The sequence below is a fragment of the Halorubellus salinus genome, from assembly GCF_020567525.1.
Taxonomy (GTDB): domain Archaea; phylum Halobacteriota; class Halobacteria; order Halobacteriales; family Natrialbaceae; genus Halorubellus; species Halorubellus salinus.
Map to the genome: position 1 here is coordinate 229,597 of NZ_JAJCVI010000001.1, position 18,850 is coordinate 248,446.

Genomic DNA, 18,850 nt, shown 5'->3' on the forward strand with positions numbered 1-18,850 from the left:
CTCTACTGGGCGGTGTGGCTCCAGTTCCACTCCGCCACGACGGTGTACGCTATCGACTGACCGCGAGGCGCTCGTCGGTCGAAACGTCTTCCGTTCTGACAGGAGGCGGGTGACAGTCGTCTGACTCGCGTCGGACGCTGCACAAGGCTTTTTGACGCACCGGCGATTCTGTCTGCGTCATGGAGGATATCGGCGAGTTGTTCGACGGGTTGTTCGCTGACGTCGACGCCGTAGTGTTGTTCTCGCCGAGCGGCTCGTACTTCGAGCGGTTCGACGACCTCGAGGAGACCGACGTCGTCGTCGTCGCCACCGAGAACTCGGTCGACGCGGACGCGTTCGTCGAACTGCCATTGGACTTCGACGAGGTCTCCCAGCGCGTGAAGTTCGGGCTCGAAGGCGCGCTCGAACAGGGATTCATCGACGGCGGTGACGTGGTCGTGTGCGCGACCAGCGTGTTCGACGGGACCGCAGACACCGTCTCGCGAGTCCGCGCCGACGAGGACGTTCGGTCGGGCGTCTACGACCTGTTCGCGAACTCGCGCGCCGAAGCGGCGGTCATCAAGAACGTCCTCGAGCTCGTCGTGGAACTCGGGAAGAAAGGCCAGAAGGGCGAGCCCGTCGGCGCGCTGTTCGTCGTCGGCGACGCCGGGAAGGTCATGAACAAGTCCCGGCCGCTCTCGTACAATCCCTTCGAGAAGAGTCACGTGCACGTCGGCGACCCCATCGTGAACGTGATGCTCAAGGAGTTCTCGCGACTCGACGGTGCGTTCGTCATCTCGGACTCCGGGAAGATCGTGAGCGCGTACCGGTACCTGGAGCCGTCCGCGGAGGGCGTGGACATCCCGAAGGGCCTGGGGACGCGACACATGGCGGCGGGCGCGGTGACGCGAGACACGAACGCGACCGCCATCGTCCTCTCGGAGAGCGACGGCCTCGTTCGCGCGTTCAAGGGTGGTGAACTCGTCCTGGAGATCGATCCGGAGGACTACTGATGGTACTCCTACAGCTCGGTGACGCGGTCCGGTGGGTCGAGAACGCGATCTCGAACCGGTTCGTGCTCGCGAGCGTCGTCGTCGCCATCGGGTTCGCCGTCGGGTTCCTCATCGGGAAACTCAGCCGTCGAGCCCTCAACGCGGCCGACGTCGACGACGCCGTCGAGGGAACGTCCTTCGAGCGGACCGCACAGAGCCTCGGAACGTCGACCGTCGACATCATCTCGCGGCTGAGCTCGTGGTTCGTGTACGGGTTCGCGATACTCGTCGCGGTGTACGTCGCCGGACTGAACGCGGCGCTGTTCTGGGCTGTCATCGTCGAGATGGTACCGCAGTTGTTCGTCGCGGTGCTCGTGCTCGTCGTCGGGTTCGTCGTCGCGGACAAGGCCGAACTCGTCGTCAGCGAACGCCTCCGGGGCGTGAAACTCCCCGAGGTCTCGTTCATCCCACGCGTCGTGAAGTACAGCGTGCTCTACATCGCGGCACTCATCTCGCTCAGTCAACTCGGCGTCGCGACGGCGGCACTCATCGTACTCCTGTTCGTGTACTTCTTCGGTATCGTCGTGTTCAGCGTCATAGCACTCTGGGACTTCCTCCCGTCGGGCGCCGCAGGCGTCTACCTCCTCCTGGAGCAACCGTACAGTATCGGCGACCGCGTCCGCATCGGCGACAGCGAGGGCGTCGTCCAAGAGGTCGACCTCTTCGTCACGCGCGTCGAGGACGACGACATGGAGTACGTCGTCCCGAACCGGAAGGTACTCCGCGAGGGCGTCGCCCGCGAACGCTGACCACCGCTCTCGTTCACGCACACCCCAGCGCAGGCCAAGTAGACACGGCCACCTGGCGGCGGGCGTATGCTCGCGGAGTCGGTAGTGGAAACGGCCGCCTGGCGGCGGCCGTATGCTGGTGCGGGCAGTCAGTTCTCCTGAACGTCTTCTTCGCTCATCGGTTGGGCTGGAACGCCTGCGACGGTCGCGCCCGGGGGGACGTCGCGCGTGACGAGGGAGTTCGCGGCGACCTGCGCCCCGTCACCGATCTCGACGCCGGGGAGGACGACCGCGCCGGCGCCAATCATCGCGCGTTCGCCGACGACGACGTCGCCGACGCGGTACTCCTCCTGGAGGAACTCGTGACAGAGCAGCGTCGCGTCGTACCCGATGATCGCGTGGTCGCGTATCGTGATGTGCTCGGGCCAGAACACGTCCGGCGTCGCCTCCAGCCCCCACGAGACGCCGTCGCCGACGGTGACGCCGATGCGTCGCAGCAGCCACGTCTTCAGTTTCAGGCTCGGCGAGATACGGACGAGCCAGACGACGACGTAGTTCAGCGCGACGCGAAGCGGTGACTTCGCGTCCGTCCAGTGCTGGAGCGAGTTCAATGGGCCCTGCGTCGGATAGCTCCGCACGCGGTCGTGCCTGGGGGTGTCGTCCTCTCTCGTTCGGTCGTCGCCGACGGACTCGTCGTCGCTCACGCTACCCCGTAGCCGCCACTGGGTCTTGAATCCATCCCGCAACGTCCCCGTCTGGAGCGAGTTTCGACCGACGGACGCGCTCCCTCTCCTTTCGATACGCGGGCTTTCGGCGCACGGTGGTCTCTCGGGCGACCTGCCGGGCGTGCTCGTTGCGGTTCTCCGAGTCAGTCCGCCGTGGTGTCCTCGGGGCTCGCTAGTAGGTCCGCTTCGTATGCAGCGACCGCCTCCACGACAGCGTCCGCGTCGGATTCGGGCACGTCGAACGCGTCTAGACTCTCCTGTAGTAACGCGAGCGCTCGCTGGACGAGGTCGGGAGTGAACGGCACGTGGAGGTGCGCCTCGCGGACCGGTTCCGCGTCATAGGTTTGGGGCCCACCCGCCGCTTCGCAGAGGAAGTCCGTCTGCGTCCGGCGGAGTTTCTCCATATCCGCACCTTCGAAGAACGGACCCAACTCGTCGTCCGCGAGAAGCCGGTCGTAGAAGTCGTCGACGACGGACCGAATGCCCGTCTCCTCTCCGAGCCTGTCGTACAAGGTGTCCTCCGTCATGGCGGCAAGATACGAACGAAAGACGAAATATCTTGCGTATACGCTGGCATTCGGGCTCCGAAATCCGGAACCTGTTCCGATTCGTCAACCTGTATCCGTTCTCGTCCGACCGAACCCATCGACGCGCTCCATCCTCCACGGCGGGTACGACGGCTCCAACGTCGACGACGGTGCGTCGGTTCCCCTGTCAGCCCGGAGACGAGAGGCGTGAATCGAGGTCGATCTAACAGCGGGCTTCGCGAGTGTCGCTGGTCACTCCGAGTCGACTGCGCTCGTCGCGTCAGTCGCCGCGGAGGTCCTCGACGTGGTCGATGCGCGACTGGACGAGGTCGGCCTTCCCGACGTCGTGGCGCACGTGCAGGCCTTCGTCGCCGGCTTCGTCGAGGACGGCTTCGGCGACGGCCTCGGCGTCGGCGATGGTGTCGGCGATGCCGACGACGGCGAACGCGCGGCTCGTGGTCGTGTAGATGCCGTCGTCGCGCTCGTCGACGCTCGCGTAGAACAGGAGCGCGTCGCCGTCGTAGCCTTCGGCGACCTCGCGCGCACCGGCTTCGTCGACGGTGACCTTCGTCCCGGCCTCCGGGTCGACGGGGTACCCCTCGGGGGCGGCGTACTTGCAGACCGTCGCCTCGTTCGCGAACTCGAGCTCGGGGAGCGGGCGGCCGTCGCGCGCGGCCTGCATGACCTCGACGTAGTCCGTCTCCAGGACGGGGAGCGTGTTCATCGCCTCCGGGTCGCCGAAGCGCGCGTTGAACTCGACGACCTTGATGCCGTCCGCGGTCAACATGAACTGGCCGTAGAGGATGCCCCGGTAGTCCTCGAGCGCGTCCACGGTCGCTTCGAGTATCTGGAGCGCCTCGAAGCTGTCCGCTTCGGTCATGAACGGCAACTGGAACGACGCGTCGGTGTAGCTCCCCATCCCGCCCGTGTTCGGGCCCTCGTCGCCCTCGTAGGCGCGCTTGTGGTCCTGGACGGCGGGCGTGACGAGGACGTCGTCGCCGGCGACGAACGCCTGGATGGTGAACTCCTCGCCGACGAGGCGCTCCTCGACGACCCAGTCGTCCCAGTCGCTGTCGCGCATGTACTCGACGGCTTCCTCGGTCGTGACCTGGTCGCCGGTGACGCGGACGCCCTTCCCACCGGTGAGTCCGACGGGTTTCACGGCGACGTCGCCGTCGTACTCCTCGACGTACGCGCACGCCGCGTCGACGTCCTCGAACGTCGCGTAGTCGATGCGGCCCGGTATCTCGTTCGCCTCCATGAACTCGCGCTGGAACGCTTTGTCCGTCTCGATGCGCGCGTCGTCCTCGCGCGGCGCGAACGCGTACACGTCGGCGTCCTCGAGCGCGTCCACGACGCCGGCCTGGAGCGGGGACTCCGGGCCGATGGCGGCGAGCGTCGCGCCGACCTCGAGCGCGTAGTCGACGACGGCGTCCGGGTCGTTCTCGTCGAGCGTCTCGAAGTCCTCGGCGAGGCGCGCGATACCGGGGTTGCGGTTGCTCGCGCAGGCGTACAGTGTCGCGGGCTCCTCTGCCTCGTCGACGGCGCGGGCGATGGCGTGCTCTCGGCCACCGCCGCCGACGAGCAGGACGGTCTCTGACATACGCGAAACCGGTACGCACGACGCTGTAAAGTTTGCCCTTCCACGCGCCGATAGTATCCACGGACGTGCGCACCAGGTGGGTGTGGGACCGCGACGGACGCCTTTACCCGCCGTCGACTCCAACCTGCGGGTATGACCGACCCGACGGACCGGAACCGCCTCGACGAGGAGGCGTCGCCGTACCTTCGACAGCACGCCGACAACCCCGTACACTGGCAGCCGTGGGACGACGCCGCGCTCGACGCGGCGCGCGAAGGGGACAAACCCATCTTCCTCTCGGTCGGGTACTCGGCATGTCACTGGTGTCACGTCATGGAGGACGAGAGCTTCCAGGACGACGACGTCGCCGACCTCCTGAACGAGCACTTCGTCCCGATCAAGGTCGACCGCGAGGAACGCCCGGACGTCGACTCCATCTACATGACCGTCTGCCAGACCGTCACGGGACGGGGCGGCTGGCCGCTGTCGGCGTGGCTCACGCCCGACGGCAAGCCGTTCTACGTCGGGACGTACTTCCCGAAGGAACCCAGCCGGAACATGCCGGGGTTCGAGAACCTGCTCGGGCGGATCGCCGACTCATGGCGGAACGACGACGACCGTCGGGAGATGGAGAATCGCGCGGACCAGTGGACGGCCGCCGCGAAGGACCGCCTCGAGGACGTGCCCTCGGCGGGCGCTGACGCTCCCGACGACGACGTGCTCGCGGACGCTGCCGCGGCCATCGAACGCGGCGCGGACCGCGAGTACGGCGGGTTCGGGAACCAGGGCCCGAAGTTCCCGCAGGAGGCGCGCCTCCACGTCCTGCTGCGCGAGCACGCCGAGAGCGGTCGGAACGCGTCCCGCGACGTCGTCACGGAGACGCTCGACGCGATGGCCGACGGCGGCCTCTACGACCACGTCGGCGGCGGCTTCCATCGCTACTGTACGGACCGCGACTGGACGGTCCCGCACTTCGAGAAGATGCTGTACGACAACGGCGAACTCCCACGCGCGTTCCTCGCTGGCTATCAGGTCACGGGCGACCAGCGGTACGCCGACGTCGTCCGCGAGACCATCGACTTCCTCGAGCGCGAACTCCGTCACCCAGCGGGCGGGCTGTACGCGACGCTCGACGCGCAGAGCGAGACCGCCGACGGCGAGCACGAGGAGGGCGCGTTCTACGTTTGGACGCCCGACGGCGTCCGCGACGCGGTCGCGGCGAGCGACGCCTGCGAGCCCGGGGACGCGGACCTGTTCTGCGAGCGCTTCGGCGTCACCGACTCGGGGAACTTCGAGGGCGACACCGTCCTCACCATCTCGGCGTCCGTCCACGACCTCGCCGACGAGCACGACGTAGACGCCGAGGCGGTCCGGGAGCGTCTCGAACGGGCCCGCGAAGCCGTCTTCGCGGCGCGCGAGGAACGCCCGCGACCCCGGCGCGACGAGAAGGTGCTCGCCGGCTGGAACGGCCTCGCGGTCAGCGCGCTCGCGGAGGCCGCCATCGTCCTCGAGGACGAGGCACACGCGGCCCTCGCGGGTGACGCGCTCGCGTTCGTCCGCGAACACCTCTGGGACGACGCCGAGCGGCGACTCTCGCGTCGTGCCGTCCCCGTCGACGACGCCCCCGAAGGCCTCGACGTCCAGGGCGAGGGCTACCTGGAGGACTACGCGTTCCTCGCTCGCGGCGCGTTCGACCACTACCAGGCGACCGGTGCCGTCGAGTCCCTCTCGTTCGCGCTCGACCTCGCGGACGTCGTCGTCGACGAGTTCTACGACGCCGACGCCGGGAGCGTCTTCTTCACGCCCGCCTCCGGCGAGGCGCTCGTCGTCCGCCCGCAGGAGGTCCGCGACCAGTCCACGCCCTCCAGCCTCGGCGTGGCGTGCGACGTCCTCCTGAGTCTCGACCACTTCACGACCGACGACCGCTACGAGGCCGTCGTCGAGACCGTCCTGGAACGCCACGGTTCCCGCATCGAAGCCAGTCCCGTCGAGCACCCGACGCTCGCGCTCGTCGCCGACCGCTACCGGCGCGGTGACGCGGAACTCACCCTGGCGTGCGAGGACCGCCCCGCGGAGTTCCGCGAGACGCTCGCCGCGACGTACCTCCCGCGCCGGGTCGTCGCACAGCGACCCGCGACCACAGACGCCCTCGACGCGTGGCTCGACGAACTCGGGCTCGAGGACACCCCGCCAATCTGGGCGGGTCGCGACGCTCGCGACGGCCCGACCGCGTACGCGTGCCGGTCGTTCGCGTGCTCGCCGCCCGCGGACGCGCTCGCCGACGCCATCGCGTTCTTCGACGACTGAACGACGCGCTCGCCGACACCGTGACGGTGGCGTTCACGACGCCGACTCGGGATTCGACGCTCGATTCAGCCACAACGGTTTTGGGTCGACACGACCCATCTCGTGCCAGTGAAGCGAACGTTCCTCGGAGCCGTCCTCGTCGGCTGCCTCCTCGGGTACGTCTTCCTCTCGGGCGCCGCCGTCGACCTGACGCCGACGCCCACCGACGAGCCGCCGCGCACGCACGACGTCCAGGTGCGTGCGCTCGGCGAGGACACGACGCCCGTCTCCGTGACGCTCCTCCGGAACGACCGCACGGTCATGGAGCGGTCGCTCGCCGCGAACGAGTCCTTCGAGCGCGTCCTCCGCCTCCAGGGAACCGGCGAGTTCACGCTCGTCGTCTCCACGGCTGGCGATTCGACGACCGTGACCGTCGACCGCCCCGAGCACTACCGCGACTGTTCGGGCGACATCAACCTCCGGTTCTCCGTCGAGTCCGACGACGTCTACCTCTCGACCGACGAGGAACCAGGACACTGCGTGCAACCCTGACCGATACCGAGAGACTCGCGGCTGTCGTCCCGGAACTGTGCGTTCAGACGTGTGCTTCCAGGTCTTCGGCGAGGACGACGCCGACCGGGACCGCGGCGTCTTCGACGAACCGAGCGAGTTCCTCGCCGGTCTCACGGTCCTCGACGACGACCGTCGGGATGAACTCGATCCCGTACTCGTCGACGCCCGGCCCGACCTTCCCGCCGTCCTCGCGCTCGACGGGATAGTGCTCGACGGCGTCCACGCCGGCCGCGTCGAGGAGCGCGCCGAAGTCCGGGAGTTGCTGGCGGCAGTCGACGCACCAGTCCCCGCCCCACACCTTCACCACCACGCGGTCCGCGAGCGCCTCCCACGTCGCGACGGTGTCCTCGTACGCACCCGGCGAGAACGCCGGGTTCGGCCGCATCGTCTCCAGCTTCAATGATTCGCTCATAGCAACCCGTACCGACGCGAGGGATTTGACCGTTGCGGCGACGACGGCTCGCACGAGCATACGCCGGTCTCCAGACCGGCGTTTCCGCGTTGGGGCTCGCACGAGCATACGCCGACCGCCAGGTCGGCGTTTCTGCGTTGCGGCTCGCGCGAGCGCCCGGCGGCCGCGTGAGTGGCGTGGGTGGGGTGGTGCGCGTGATGGCTCTGGTAGCGTCAGTGGCTGCCGGTGTCCGACACGGTAAAACTGCTGGGGGCGAACGGCGTGGTATGAAGCGGAGTATCCTCGGGACTATCGGGTCGCCGCTGGTTGCGGTCGACGGGCCGCCGGGGGCGACGGTGGCGGCGAAGATCGAGTCGTTCAATCCGGCTGGGTCGGCGAAGGATCGGCCGGCGTTGGAGATGATCCGGGCGGCGGAGCGCGCTGGTGAGTTGACGGCCGGTGATCGGGTGGTGGAGCCGACGAGTGGGAACACGGGGATCGGTGTGGCGATGGTGTGTGCGGCGCGCGGGTACGAGTGTACGATCGTGATGCCGGCGTCGAAGAGTCCGGAGCGACGGCAGGTGATGGGTGCGTACGGCGCTGATCTGGAGCTCGTCGACGGCGAGATCGAGGCGGCGAAGGAGCGCGCGGACGAGATCGAGCGGGAGACTGGCGCGGTGCAGTTACGGCAGTTCGAGAACGAGGCGAATCCGCGGGCGCACTATCGGACGACTGCGGAGGAGATACTCGAGCAGGTGGAGGGCCGGGAGATCGACGCGTTCGTCGCTGGCGTCGGCACTGGGGGGACGCTTTCGGGGAACGCGCGGCGGCTCCGGGAGGAGTTCCCTGAGATGACGGTCGTGGCGGTCGAGCCAGAGGAGAACGCGGTGCTGTCGACGGGCGAGAGCGGCGACGACGACTTCCAGGGGATGGGGCCCGGGTTCGTCAGTCCGAACCTCGACCGGGACCTCATCGACGAGGTCGAGACGGTGGACGTGGGGACTGCGGAGGCGGAGTGCCGGCGGCTCGCTCGCGAGGAGGGCATCCTCGTCGGGCAGTCCTCTGGTGCGTCGAACGTCGCCGCGAAGCGGGTCGCGGAACGCATCGCGAACCCGGACGTGGAGTGTCCGCCGGCGGGCACGGGCGAACCGCGGACGCCGGTCGGTGCGCGCGACGAGGACCGGGCGGACGCAGGTGGTTCGACGGTGGGTGCCGGACGGGACGCGGGCGCGGACTGCCCGCTCGTCGTGACGGTGTTCTGGGATTCCGGCGAACGGTACCTGTCGACGGGACTGTTCGACGACGTCGAGTGACCGATCGCATCGGCGCGGACTCGCTCGCGACTCCGTTCGTTCCTCACGTCCGGAACTCGAAGCGTGCACCGCCCGCGGGGCCCGACGTGACGCGGTACGCCCAGCCGTGGACGTCCGCGACGCGGCCGACGACGAACAGTCCGATACCGGTGCCGCCACCGCCGGATTCGCCCATCCCGAAGATGTCCGCGCGCTCGTCCTCGGGGATGCCGGGGCCGTCGTCTTCGACGTAGAACCCGTCGTCGTCCGGGAGTGCGCCGACGGTCACCGTCACCGCGCCCGGCGAGTGGTCGTTCGCGTTCCGGAACAGGTTCTCGAGGAGCGTCGCGAGCAGGTTCTCGGTCGCCGTCACCGACGGCGGGTCGGCGAGCGAGAGCGAGGCGTCGGGTGCGTCCGTCGTCTCCCAGGCGTCGCGGGCGGCGGCAGCGATTGCGACCGGACGCGAGTGCGAGACGTCCTCGACGCCGCGCGTGAGCACGAGGACGTTCTCGATGATGGTGTCGATGCGGTCGAGCGAGTGCTCGATGCGTTCGACGTTCTCGTCGTCGTCCGGGCGGTCCGCGGCGAGCAACTGGAGGGAGCCTGACGCGACCTGGACGGGGTTCCGGACGTCGTGACTGACGATGCTCGCGAACGCCGACAGCTCGTCGTTGGCCGCGACGAGTTCGTCGTTCGCGGCGTGCAACCGGACGGCGTACACGCCGATGACGGCGCCGAGCGCGGTCCCGGCGGTCATCGACGTCAGTATCGCGAGTTCGATGCTCGTCTCGAACGTCACGGACAGCACGAAGAACCACGTTCCGACGAACACGAAGTACAGGAGCGTCGCGAGCAGCCACTCGACGAGCGGTCGGGTCGAGGTAACGTGGAGCGTGTGGTCGTGGCGTCGACCGTACGCGACGATGCCGAGCGAGAGCACGGTCGGGAGCGACGCCTGGAGGAACCGGGCTTCGAGCGGGTTCGACGCGAGGACGGTGAGGGCGACGACCACCGCGAGGAGCGTCGCACCGAGCGCGACGAGCGCGTTCGGTCGACCGCGAGAGCCATCAGCTCCGCGCGGCGAGGTCTCGTTCACGGCAGGACGGACGCGCATTCGAGAGATAACTATTGTGGCGCCGGCGCGACCGAGCACCAGTCGGCTGACTCGATCGGTAGTCGACGCTCACTCGGTGATCACTCGGCGGTCGCGAGGCGGTTCGCGTCGATGACGAGCGTGAACGCGGCGTCGATGAGGCCGACGAAGAGCATCGCGGCGTCGATGAGGCCGACGAAGAGCATCGCGGCGCCGACGACAGCGACGACCAGGCCGATGATGCTGGCGACGAGCTCGACGGGTGCCCGCCGAACCCGGGTTCGACGGACAGCGAGAGCCCGAACGTCGTGAGGACGCCACCGAGTAGGTAGACGATGATGGGTCGGCGCACGTCGGGCGGGAGTGCGGACGCGACGGCGGTCTCGTAGTCGACGGGCGAGTCCCGGAGGACGGATTCGGCTGCTGTCATACGACGACCTGTCAGGGCCAGCCAAGCGGCGTGAGGGTGCGAGCAGCGACCGCGGTCGTCGCTCGCGAACCAGAACGCTTCTCTGGCGGGCACGGGAACGCCACGAGCGTGAACGAGGACGACGAGCGGACGGTCGGCCTGTCGGTCGTGGTCGGCGCGAGCTACGCCGTCGTCGCCGTCGCGCTCGTCCTCGTCGTCGACCTGTCGAACCCGACGTTCGCGCCCGGCCTGGACTTCGTTCTCTCGGCCGCCGCGGGGACGCTCACCGCGGGGAGCGTGCTCTGGTGGCGCGCCGCCGAACGCCCTCGCGTCCGCACGCGCCGCCGGAGCGCGGCCGTCGGCGCCAGCGTCGGGCTCCTCGCACCGACGCTCGCGTTCGCGTTCAATCCGAGCGTGTACGGGTCCACGCCGAACCTCCTCCTCGACGTCCTCGGTGCCGTCGTCGCGGCGGGCGTCCTCGGCCTGCAAGCGCACCTCTCGACGTTCGGCCTGCCGGTCGTCGTCGGCGCGCTCACGGGCTGGTCGCTCGCCGGCTGGCTCTCCTTCCTCGCGGAGAACTGACCGAGTGCGTCGATTCACGTCGCGGAGAACCGACCGAGTGCGTGGACTCAGGTCGCGAAGAACGACCGGAACGCGTCCACTATCACGGCCGGATGTTCCTGGGTCGGCCAGTGCCCGCACTCGGGGATCTCGACGAGGGACGCGTCGGGGGCACGCTCGGCGCCGCGGCGCGCCCACGCCACGGGGAACAGGGGGTCCTGGGTGCCGTGCACGAACAGCGTCTCGACCGCGAGGTCGTCGAGTCGTCCGGCGAGGTTCGTCTTCACGCGACCCGAGGGCCCGATCTCGTTCCGTTGGAACGCGGCGAACGCCGCGCCAGCACCGGCGCGACTCGCGCGCTCCCGGAACGCCTCGACGAACCCGGCGTTCAGCGCGGACGCGTCGTACACGACCTGCGAGAGCCCGGTGCGTGCAGCGGTCGTCGACGACCCCATCGCGGCGTAGCCCGCCTGGTTCGCGCCGGGGACGTTCGCGAGCGCGTACCAGAGCGAGCCGGCGGGGACCGACCGCCCGAGGCCGTAGCTGGAGACGAGCGCGAGCCGGTCGACGCGCTCGGGGTTCGCGAGCGCGAACGAGAGCGCGACGCCGGCGCCCATCGAGATACCGGCGATTGCGGCCGACGCGAGGCCGAGTTCGTCGAGCACGCCGACGAGGACGTCGCGGTACGCCGCCACGGAGTGCTCGGGCGCGTCGTCGCTCTCGCCGTGCCCCGGCCAGTCGAGCGCGTACACGCGGTGCGTCCGCCCGAGTTCCGGGAGGACGTGCTCCCAGGAGAGCGCGCCGTCGTCCACGCCGGCGCCGTGCAGGAGTACGAGCGGTGGGCCCTCGGTCCCGGCGCGACGGTACGCGACGCGTCGGCCGTCCACGACGGCCGCTCCCGTGCCGACGCTCGCCGGGCCGTCGACCGGCGACTCGACGCCGTCCGCGTCGCCCTCGGCAACGCCGGCGGCAGGGACGCTCGCCTCGCCGACGTCGACCGGTTCGCGTTCGTCTTCTGGAATCATACGGTGAACTCGCCCTCCGTGAGTCGGACGACGACCGTCTCGTCGACGTCCCGGAGGTCGTACTCGGGGACTTCGCCGTCCTGACGCGAGACGTACAGCGGTTCGACGAGCGCCGGCGGTCCCTTCGGGTTCGGGTCCTCCGGCGTCGGCTCCGGTTCCTCGAGTCCGTACACCTTCAGGTACTCGCCGGTGTCCGGGCCGTGGACGTCGCCGTCGCGGACCGCGGTCGCGAGCTCGCGGGAGAGCCATTCGTCGTCGTCGACGCTCGGTTCGCGCACGAGGACGTCGTCGACGAACCGCACGATGTACCAGTTCAGGTCGTTGCAAAGCGAGACGGCGGCGCCGAGGCTCACCGTCGACAGCGCGATGGCGTTTTCGAACGGCCGCCGCAGGTCGTACGTCGACAGCGCCTCGCGCGCGGTCTCCCGGGAGAGCAACTCGTACTGGAGGTCGCAGTCAGCGTCCCCGACGAAGCAGACCTCTGTCACGCCAGCCTCTCGGGGACGACGGGGCTAATCGGTTTCGGCTCGCGCGCCCGCGCCGCGCTCGTCGACGACGGTCGCGTCAGCGCTTCCAGGGACGACGGTCGCGTCAGCGCTTCCAGGGACGATGGTCGCGCCAGCGCGGTCCTCGTGGTGGCCGTCATCAGGTCCGTGCACCGCCCGCCGAAGGACTCGCGTGCGATCTCGCCGTCGTCGTCGAGACGGACGTCCTCGGTGACGAGCGTGACGTTCACCGTGGCGAGCGTCGACGCGTGCCGGCGGTTCCAGCGGTCGCAGAGGTACTGCGCGAACCGGTCGCGCCGCTCGTCGACGTCGCCGCCGCGGAGGTTCCGCAGGTAGAGGTACCACTTCTGGCTCGGGTACGTCGCGTCGACGTCCGCTGGCGGGCCGCGGCTGGCGGTCCCGGCGTAGAGGTCGACGCGGTCGCCCCCGGTGGTCGTGCCGACGGTCGCGTACCACGCGTCCGTCGAGAGCGGGTTCGGCGCGAACATGTCCCAGCGGTGCTCGGTCGGGTCGACAGTCTCGGTCGCCGCGGCGGGGAGCGCGAGCAGCCCGAACCCGGCGGCGTTCCAGACGAGGACGGCCGCGAGGACGACGACGGGGAGGACGCGGTACGCGGTCCGGCCAGCGGACCGCAGGCGAGCCAGAGGGGCGCTCGCCGCGTCGCCGCTGAGGGCGTCGTCGCTGGGGCCGTCGCCGCCAAACGTGTGGTCGCTGGGGTCGTCGCCGCCAAACGTGTGGTCGCTGGGGTCGTCGTCGCTCGGAGTCGCACGCTCCAGCACGGTCACCGCGCCCTCGACCCGCGCTGTGACGTGGGGGTCGACGACGCGTTCGAGGCGGTCCCAGACGAACGGCGGGAGGAAGACGAGGAGGCCGGCGATGGAGACGAACGGGAAGACGCCGAGGGAGAGCGTCGCGGCCATCGAGAGGTGCGCGGCGACGAACGCTCCGGCGACGAGCGCGCGGAGGCGTCCGGTGGCGAGCACGAGCAGCGGCGTGGCGTACAGGAGGAGGACCCAGGCGTGCGTGCCGAGTTCGAGGAGGACCGACTGGCCGGCGAGGGCGTCCCCGAGGAAGACGGTGATGGCGTCCATCCCGAACACGAGCTCCGCGGCCTCGCCTGACTGCCACGCTCGACCGCGGGACTTCAGGACCGCGTTCATCCCGTACACGACGAGGACCTGCACGAACACGCCGACGGTCGCGACCGACGTCACCAGGTCGGGGGCGACACTCCCGGCGTCACCGTCCGCCCCATCTCGGTCCGCGGACGCGCGCCGCTTCGCGTCCACGCTCCAGCGCGCGCCGACGGGGAGCAGGACGCTCCAGAGGAGGAGGCGGCGGAGGAGCGAGTGCCCGGAGTTCAGGACGAACGGGTTCCGGAACTGCATCGAGAGCACGAGGCCGAGCGTCACCGCGGTCGCGAGGCGACTCCGGTACCCGACGAGCATCGCGACCGCGGCGAGCGCGACGAGCGCGAACGCGACGTACTGCCACCAGGGCGCGCCCGAGAGCGCGTGCAGGGTGAACTGGCCGCGGACGGGGAACTCCACCAACAGCAGGTCACGCGGGAGGACGCCGGCGTCGGTGTAGAACGCTCTCGCGTCCGCGGCGGCGAGCACGACGTCCACGAGGACGACGGTCGCGAGCAGGACGCGGACGGCGGCGAGCGCGCGCTCGTCGACGCCCAGTCGAGCGCGCAGGGCCGCACGGAACTGCTGGAGTGAGAGCATCGGTTGCGAGGTCGGTTCAGTCCAGTTCCAGTGCCGGCAAGTATCTTGTGCGCTCGACGTTCCCGGGGTCGTTCCCGCGTCCGCCATTCGCGCACTCGGTGACGCCGAACGGTCTGACCTCGACCCGGTCGGGGGCGTCGAGGACGACGCTGCGGGCGACGAACGTGACGTTCACCGAGCCGAGCGTCGACGCGTGCCGGCGCGTCCACCGCTCGCAGAGGTAGTGCGCGAATCGGTCGCGGAGGCCGGGCGGCGGTCGTTCCCTGAGCGTCGTGAGGTAGATGTACCAGCGGTGACTCGGGTACGTCGCGTCGACGTCGCCGGGCGCCGCGGTGCTCACGGTGCCGGCGTACGCGTCGACGCGGTCGCCGGCGGTGGTCGTGCCGACGGTGACGTACCAGCCGTCCGTCGAGCGGGGTTCGGGTGCGAACATGTCCCAGCGCCGCTCCTCGGGGTCGACGGTGTCGGTGACGCTCGCGGGAAGTGCGAGAAGTCCGAGGGCCGCGGCGTTCCAGACGAGGACGAACACGAGCAGTGCGACGGCGACCGACCGCGCCGACCACGCGCCGAGGCCCCGAACCGCCGCCGGGAGCGGCGGACTCGAGGGAGCGAGTCCGGAGACGGGACCGAGTCGCTCCCGGAGCGCGTCGGCGCGCGGGGCGAGGTGGTCGTCGACGACGCCCTCGAACCGGGTCCAGACCGACGTCGGGAGGAAGGGCAGCAGGGCGACGAGCGACACCAGCGGGAACGGCCCGAGGCGGAGCGTGAGCGCGAGCGCGAGGTGACCGGCCGCGAACGCGGCGACGAGCGCGGTCCGGGCGCGACCGCGGGCGAGCACGAGCAGCGGCGACGTCACCAGGAGCGCCGTCCACGCGTGCGTCCCCACGGTCAGCAGCAGCGGGAACTCCGCGACGACGTCGCCGAACATGACCGTGAGGCCGTCCATCCCGTACACGAGCCGGGCCGCGACGCCCTCGGTCCAGGCGCGGCCGCGGGCCTTCACGACGAAGTTCACGACGTACACGGCGACGACCTGGACGAGCAGCCCGACCGTCGCGACCGACAGCAGGCTGGCGTCCTCGCGGTCGCCGCGACCACTCGTCGCGGCGCGTCGTCGGGCGTCGACGCTCCAGCGCGCTCCGAGCGGGAGGAGGACCCCCCAGAGGAGGAGCCGGCGGAGCAGCGAGTCGCCCGAGTTCAGGATGACGGGGTTGCGAAGCTGGAGCGAGAGCACGAGCACGAACGTGACCAGGGTCGCGAGCCGCGTCCGGTAGCCGACGCCCATCGCGACCGCGGCGACCGCGATCGCCGCGAACAGGACGAGTTGCCACCAGAGTGCGCCCGAGAGCGTGTGTAGCGAGAGCCGCCCGAGCGTCGGGAACGTCTCGAGGAGGAGCGCCCGAGGGAGGACGCCGGCGTCGGTGTAGAACGCGCGGACGTCCTGGAGCCGGAGCGCGAGGTCGAGGAGGACGAGCGCGGCGAGCGCGACGCGGACGGCGCCGAGCGCCCGCCGGTCGACGGCGAACCGGTCGCGGACGGCGTCGAGCACGCGCGAGACGAGAGACATGTCGCTTCGGGCCGTATCGACCACCACGACGGAGAAATGTCTTGTGTACCGTCCGCGCGATGCCCGAACCGCCTCAGTCGTCGCCGGGCGCGCTCGACTCGGCGTTCGCGCCCTCGACACCGCCGCTCCGGCGTCGGTGCACGACCAGACCCAGTTCGCCGGTCGCCCAGGCGAGCGCGAACAGCGCCGCGAACACCATCCCGACGGCGTCAACGGGCGTCATCCACCGCGGGAGCGTGAACAGCATCCCGTTCACGAGCAGGCTCGGGAGGACGTCCTCCGCGGCGAGCACGACGCCAGCGACGACGCCGCCGCTCGCGCGCCGCGAGTCGAGTCCGGCCTCGGCGGCCGCCGGCCCACCCGCGCTCTCCGCGCCCGTTCCGAGCCGCTCGGCCTCGTACGGCCCCGGGAACCGCATCTGCCAGACGACGTCGCCGTCTGCGTCGACCTCGACGACGCGGTCGCTGTGCGTGTCCGTCACGAGCGTGTGCCCGTTCGGGAACCGGTCCGCGTCCCGCGGCCACTGCACGCTTCCATCGCGCCACAGCCACGAGCGCTCCCACGAGTCCTCGACGCGCTGGTACTCGACGATCCGGTCGTTCTCGCTGTCCGCGACCACGACCGCCGGCCCACCGCGCTCCTCGGGGATGTAGTCCGGGTTGTGGGCCTCGTAGAGCGTCCGGTGGTCGCCGTCGCTCCCGAGCGTCATGTCCTCCACGACGCCCTCGCCGGGCTCGATGAAGATGACGGAGTCCATGTTCCGTGGGCTCGCCATCACCAGCCCGCGGTCGTGGAGGTACTCGACGTCGTTCATGTGTGTCCAGTCACCGGGGTACTGGCCGCCCGAGGCGTTCGGGTCGTAGTGCTCGCTCGCGTTCCACCGCCACACCTCCTCGTCCGCGGAGACGTTCACGACGTAGACGCCGTCCGGATGCGAGATCTCCGCGACGACGAGGTGCGTGTCGTTCACGAAGTCGACGTCGTGGATGTTGTTCGACCCGGAGGGCGTCGCGTATCGCGCCCACAACTCCTCGCGTTCGCCGGTCGTCACGTTGAGCCGCATCACCTGGGACTTCCGGCAGCGGTCCTCGCTCGCACAGTGCCTGGCGGCGGCGCCGTGACTCGCGACGTACGTCACCGACGCCTTCCCGAACCGCGGTGCGGGGTCGACGTCGTGATAGAACCGGTGTTCGTCGGCCTCGTACACCTTCGAGCCGTTCGGCGCGTACGCGGCGATGAGGCCGGGGCCGATGCCGTCGACGGTGACGACCGTGTGGCCGTCCGCGGGCGGGACCGACTCGGGGACGCCGCCGTCGTACCCCGCGCTCCCGGTGGCGACGCCGAGGACGGTCGCCATCGCGGGCGACGCACTCACGAGGACGAGCGCGAGCGCGAGGACGCGGAACGTTCGTCTGGAAGGACGTGGGACTGCGTGGAGGGCACTCACAGTCCACTGGCGGATGCGACACGTCTCTAAACTTACGATTCGGTAGCCAGACCGGCGGCGTGCTACGGTCCCGTCCGCTCGACGACGACGCGTTCGGCGCGGTCGACCGCGTCTCGCGCTCGCTCCCAGAGGTCGTCGGGTTCGAGCGCTCGGATCTGGTCGAGACTCCCGTCGACGGCCGGTTCGTCTGGCACGATACGGTTACAGCCGGCGTCGATGGTGGAGTCCGCGAACGTCCCGATCTCGCGAGCGAGCGCGGTGATGTCGTGCTTGTCCCACGTCAACAGCGGCCGATGCACGGGTAGTGTCGTCGCGGCGTCGGTCACGGCGAGGTTGCTCGTCGTCTGACTGGACTTCTGGCCGATCGCCTCGCCCGTGACGACGCCGGTCGCTCCCACCATCTCGGCGACGGCTTCGCCGACGAGCAGGAGGAATCGTCGGTGTGCGAGCATCCGCCCCCGGTCCATCGTCTCGACGAGGTGCGCGACAGCGTCGCCGCCCGGGACGACCCACGCGGACTCGACGTGGTTCGGCGCGAACCGCGCGAGGTCACGGACCGTCTGGACGGCGCGAGCGCGATGGTCCGGGCCGCCGTAGTCCCCGAGGTCGACGTACACCGGGACGATCGGACTGCCGCGTTTCATCACCTCGAACGCGGCGACCGGCGAGTCGATACCGCCGGAGACGAGGACGACGAGCGGCGACTGCGTGCCCAGCGGGAGGCCGCCGACGCCGTCGACGGTGTCGGTGTAGACGAACGTCGCCTCCTCGCGGACCTCCACGCCGAAGGTCACGTCCGGGTCCTCGAGGTCGACCGCGGGGTCGACGCCCGCCGCTTCGGCGGCGTCCCATATCGCCTGGCCGCCCTCGCGCTGGACGTCCTCGCTGTCGAACGGGAGCGAGCGGTCGCTCCGCCGCGCGTCGACCGCGAACGCCCCGTCGTCGTAGACCACTTGCGCGGTCTCCGCGAGCACGTCGCAGATACCGTCGAGGTCGGAGTCGACAGACAGCGCGGGGCTCGCAGACACCACGCCGAACGTGTCCGCCGCCGCCTCCGCGACCGCCGTGACGTCGTCCTCCGTGGTGTGGACGCGCGGCCGCGACCACGTCAACTCGACGTCGCCGTCGAGCCCGCGGTCGGCGAGGATGGCGCGCAGGTTCTCCCCCAGGCGGTGCTCCATGTCGCGCTTCACGCCACGGGACTTCGACCCCATGTCGCCGTGCCGTACCAGCACCACGTCCGCGCCGGGAGGCTGCATCACCCATCCGTATCCCACGCCCAGCAAAACGCGTGTCGGTCCGCGCGTCGACCCGAACGCCGGTCCCAGCCGCGGCGGTGGCCTGCCCAAAGGCACTTACAGGAACGCGGTCACGCTC

Annotated in this window: 17 protein-coding genes; 6 read left to right on the plus strand and 11 right to left on the minus strand. The window is 70.0% G+C overall.

Annotated elements, in window-relative coordinates:
- The first annotated feature begins 179 nt into the window (after positions 1-179).
- Both dacZ and LI336_RS01145 read left to right on the plus strand, forming a co-directional pair.
- Complete coding sequence (gene dacZ, locus LI336_RS01140) at positions 180-992, plus strand: diadenylate cyclase DacZ (RefSeq protein ID WP_227130782.1); 813 nt, start codon at positions 180-182, stop codon at positions 990-992.
- On the plus strand, positions 992-1,780 hold the full coding sequence (locus LI336_RS01145; RefSeq protein WP_227130783.1) for a mechanosensitive ion channel domain-containing protein: 789 nt from the start codon (positions 992-994) through the stop codon (positions 1,778-1,780). Before dacZ ends, LI336_RS01145 begins: the two co-directional genes overlap by 1 nt.
- Before the next feature lie 128 nt (positions 1,781-1,908).
- Here the strand turns inward: LI336_RS01145 and LI336_RS01150 are convergent, their stop codons facing one another.
- The 3 genes from LI336_RS01150 to purD form a co-directional block, all read right to left on the minus strand.
- The gene (locus LI336_RS01150) at positions 1,909-2,463 is read right to left on the minus strand and encodes an acyltransferase (protein WP_227130784.1); all 555 of its coding nucleotides are present in this window, start codon (positions 2,461-2,463) and stop codon (positions 1,909-1,911) included.
- Between the two features lie 164 nt (positions 2,464-2,627).
- On the minus strand, positions 2,628-3,011 hold the full coding sequence (locus LI336_RS01155) for a truncated hemoglobin (protein WP_227130785.1): 384 nt from the start codon (positions 3,009-3,011) through the stop codon (positions 2,628-2,630).
- A gap of 280 nt (positions 3,012-3,291) precedes the next feature.
- The gene (gene purD, locus LI336_RS01160; protein ID WP_227130786.1) at positions 3,292-4,614 is read right to left on the minus strand and encodes a phosphoribosylamine--glycine ligase; all 1,323 of its coding nucleotides are present in this window, start codon (positions 4,612-4,614) and stop codon (positions 3,292-3,294) included.
- 132 nt (positions 4,615-4,746) lie between these two features.
- Between purD and LI336_RS01165 the strand changes: the two genes are divergently transcribed.
- Positions 4,747-6,900: a thioredoxin domain-containing protein gene (locus LI336_RS01165; protein ID WP_227130787.1), complete on the plus strand. Its 2,154-nt coding sequence runs from the start codon at positions 4,747-4,749 to the stop codon at positions 6,898-6,900.
- 108 nt (positions 6,901-7,008) lie between these two features.
- Positions 7,009-7,431, plus strand: a complete 423-nt coding sequence (locus LI336_RS01170) for a hypothetical protein (protein ID WP_227130788.1) — start codon at positions 7,009-7,011, stop codon at positions 7,429-7,431.
- A 43-nt stretch (positions 7,432-7,474) separates the two neighbouring features.
- On the opposite strand, the gene LI336_RS01175 is transcribed toward LI336_RS01170, so the two are convergent.
- Complete coding sequence (locus tag LI336_RS01175; RefSeq protein WP_227130789.1) at positions 7,475-7,864, minus strand: TlpA family protein disulfide reductase; 390 nt, start codon at positions 7,862-7,864, stop codon at positions 7,475-7,477.
- A 266-nt stretch (positions 7,865-8,130) separates the two neighbouring features.
- Between LI336_RS01175 and LI336_RS01180 the strand changes: the two genes are divergently transcribed.
- Complete coding sequence (locus LI336_RS01180; RefSeq protein ID WP_227130790.1) at positions 8,131-9,156, plus strand: PLP-dependent cysteine synthase family protein; 1,026 nt, start codon at positions 8,131-8,133, stop codon at positions 9,154-9,156.
- 43 nt (positions 9,157-9,199) lie between these two features.
- On the opposite strand, the gene LI336_RS01185 is transcribed toward LI336_RS01180, so the two are convergent.
- Positions 9,200-10,231: a sensor histidine kinase gene (locus tag LI336_RS01185; RefSeq protein WP_227130791.1), complete on the minus strand. Its 1,032-nt coding sequence runs from the start codon at positions 10,229-10,231 to the stop codon at positions 9,200-9,202.
- 457 nt (positions 10,232-10,688) lie between these two features.
- Here LI336_RS01185 and LI336_RS01190 point away from each other — a divergent pair, with 457 nt between their 5' ends.
- Positions 10,689-11,219 carry a hypothetical protein gene (locus LI336_RS01190; RefSeq protein ID WP_227130792.1) on the plus strand — a complete coding sequence of 177 codons (531 nt, stop codon included), beginning with the start codon at positions 10,689-10,691 and terminating at the stop codon, positions 11,217-11,219.
- A 47-nt stretch (positions 11,220-11,266) separates the two neighbouring features.
- Here the strand turns inward: LI336_RS01190 and LI336_RS01195 are convergent, their stop codons facing one another.
- The 6 genes from LI336_RS01195 to LI336_RS01220 all read right to left on the minus strand — a co-directional run bounded on the left by LI336_RS01195 (position 11,267) and on the right by LI336_RS01220 (position 18,732).
- A complete protein-coding gene (locus LI336_RS01195; protein WP_227130793.1) occupies positions 11,267-12,223 on the minus strand; it encodes an alpha/beta fold hydrolase in 957 nt (318 codons plus the stop codon).
- Positions 12,220-12,711, minus strand: a complete 492-nt coding sequence (locus tag LI336_RS01200; protein WP_227130794.1) for a DUF5804 family protein — start codon at positions 12,709-12,711, stop codon at positions 12,220-12,222. Before LI336_RS01200 ends, LI336_RS01195 begins: the two co-directional genes overlap by 4 nt.
- Complete coding sequence (locus tag LI336_RS01205; RefSeq protein WP_227130795.1) at positions 12,708-14,459, minus strand: HTTM domain-containing protein; 1,752 nt, start codon at positions 14,457-14,459, stop codon at positions 12,708-12,710. The genes LI336_RS01200 and LI336_RS01205 overlap by 4 nt, the downstream gene beginning before the upstream one ends.
- Before the next feature lie 16 nt (positions 14,460-14,475).
- The gene (locus LI336_RS01210) at positions 14,476-16,026 is read right to left on the minus strand and encodes an HTTM domain-containing protein (RefSeq protein ID WP_227130796.1); all 1,551 of its coding nucleotides are present in this window, start codon (positions 16,024-16,026) and stop codon (positions 14,476-14,478) included.
- Positions 16,027-16,099: 73 nt separating this feature from the next.
- On the minus strand, positions 16,100-17,473 hold the full coding sequence (locus LI336_RS01215) for an aryl-sulfate sulfotransferase (RefSeq protein WP_227130797.1): 1,374 nt from the start codon (positions 17,471-17,473) through the stop codon (positions 16,100-16,102).
- A 62-nt stretch (positions 17,474-17,535) separates the two neighbouring features.
- Positions 17,536-18,732 (minus strand): tRNA sulfurtransferase, encoded by a 1,197-nt coding sequence (locus LI336_RS01220; RefSeq protein WP_227130798.1) that lies wholly within the window; start codon positions 18,730-18,732, stop codon positions 17,536-17,538.
- Between the last annotated feature and the right edge of the window lie 118 nt (positions 18,733-18,850).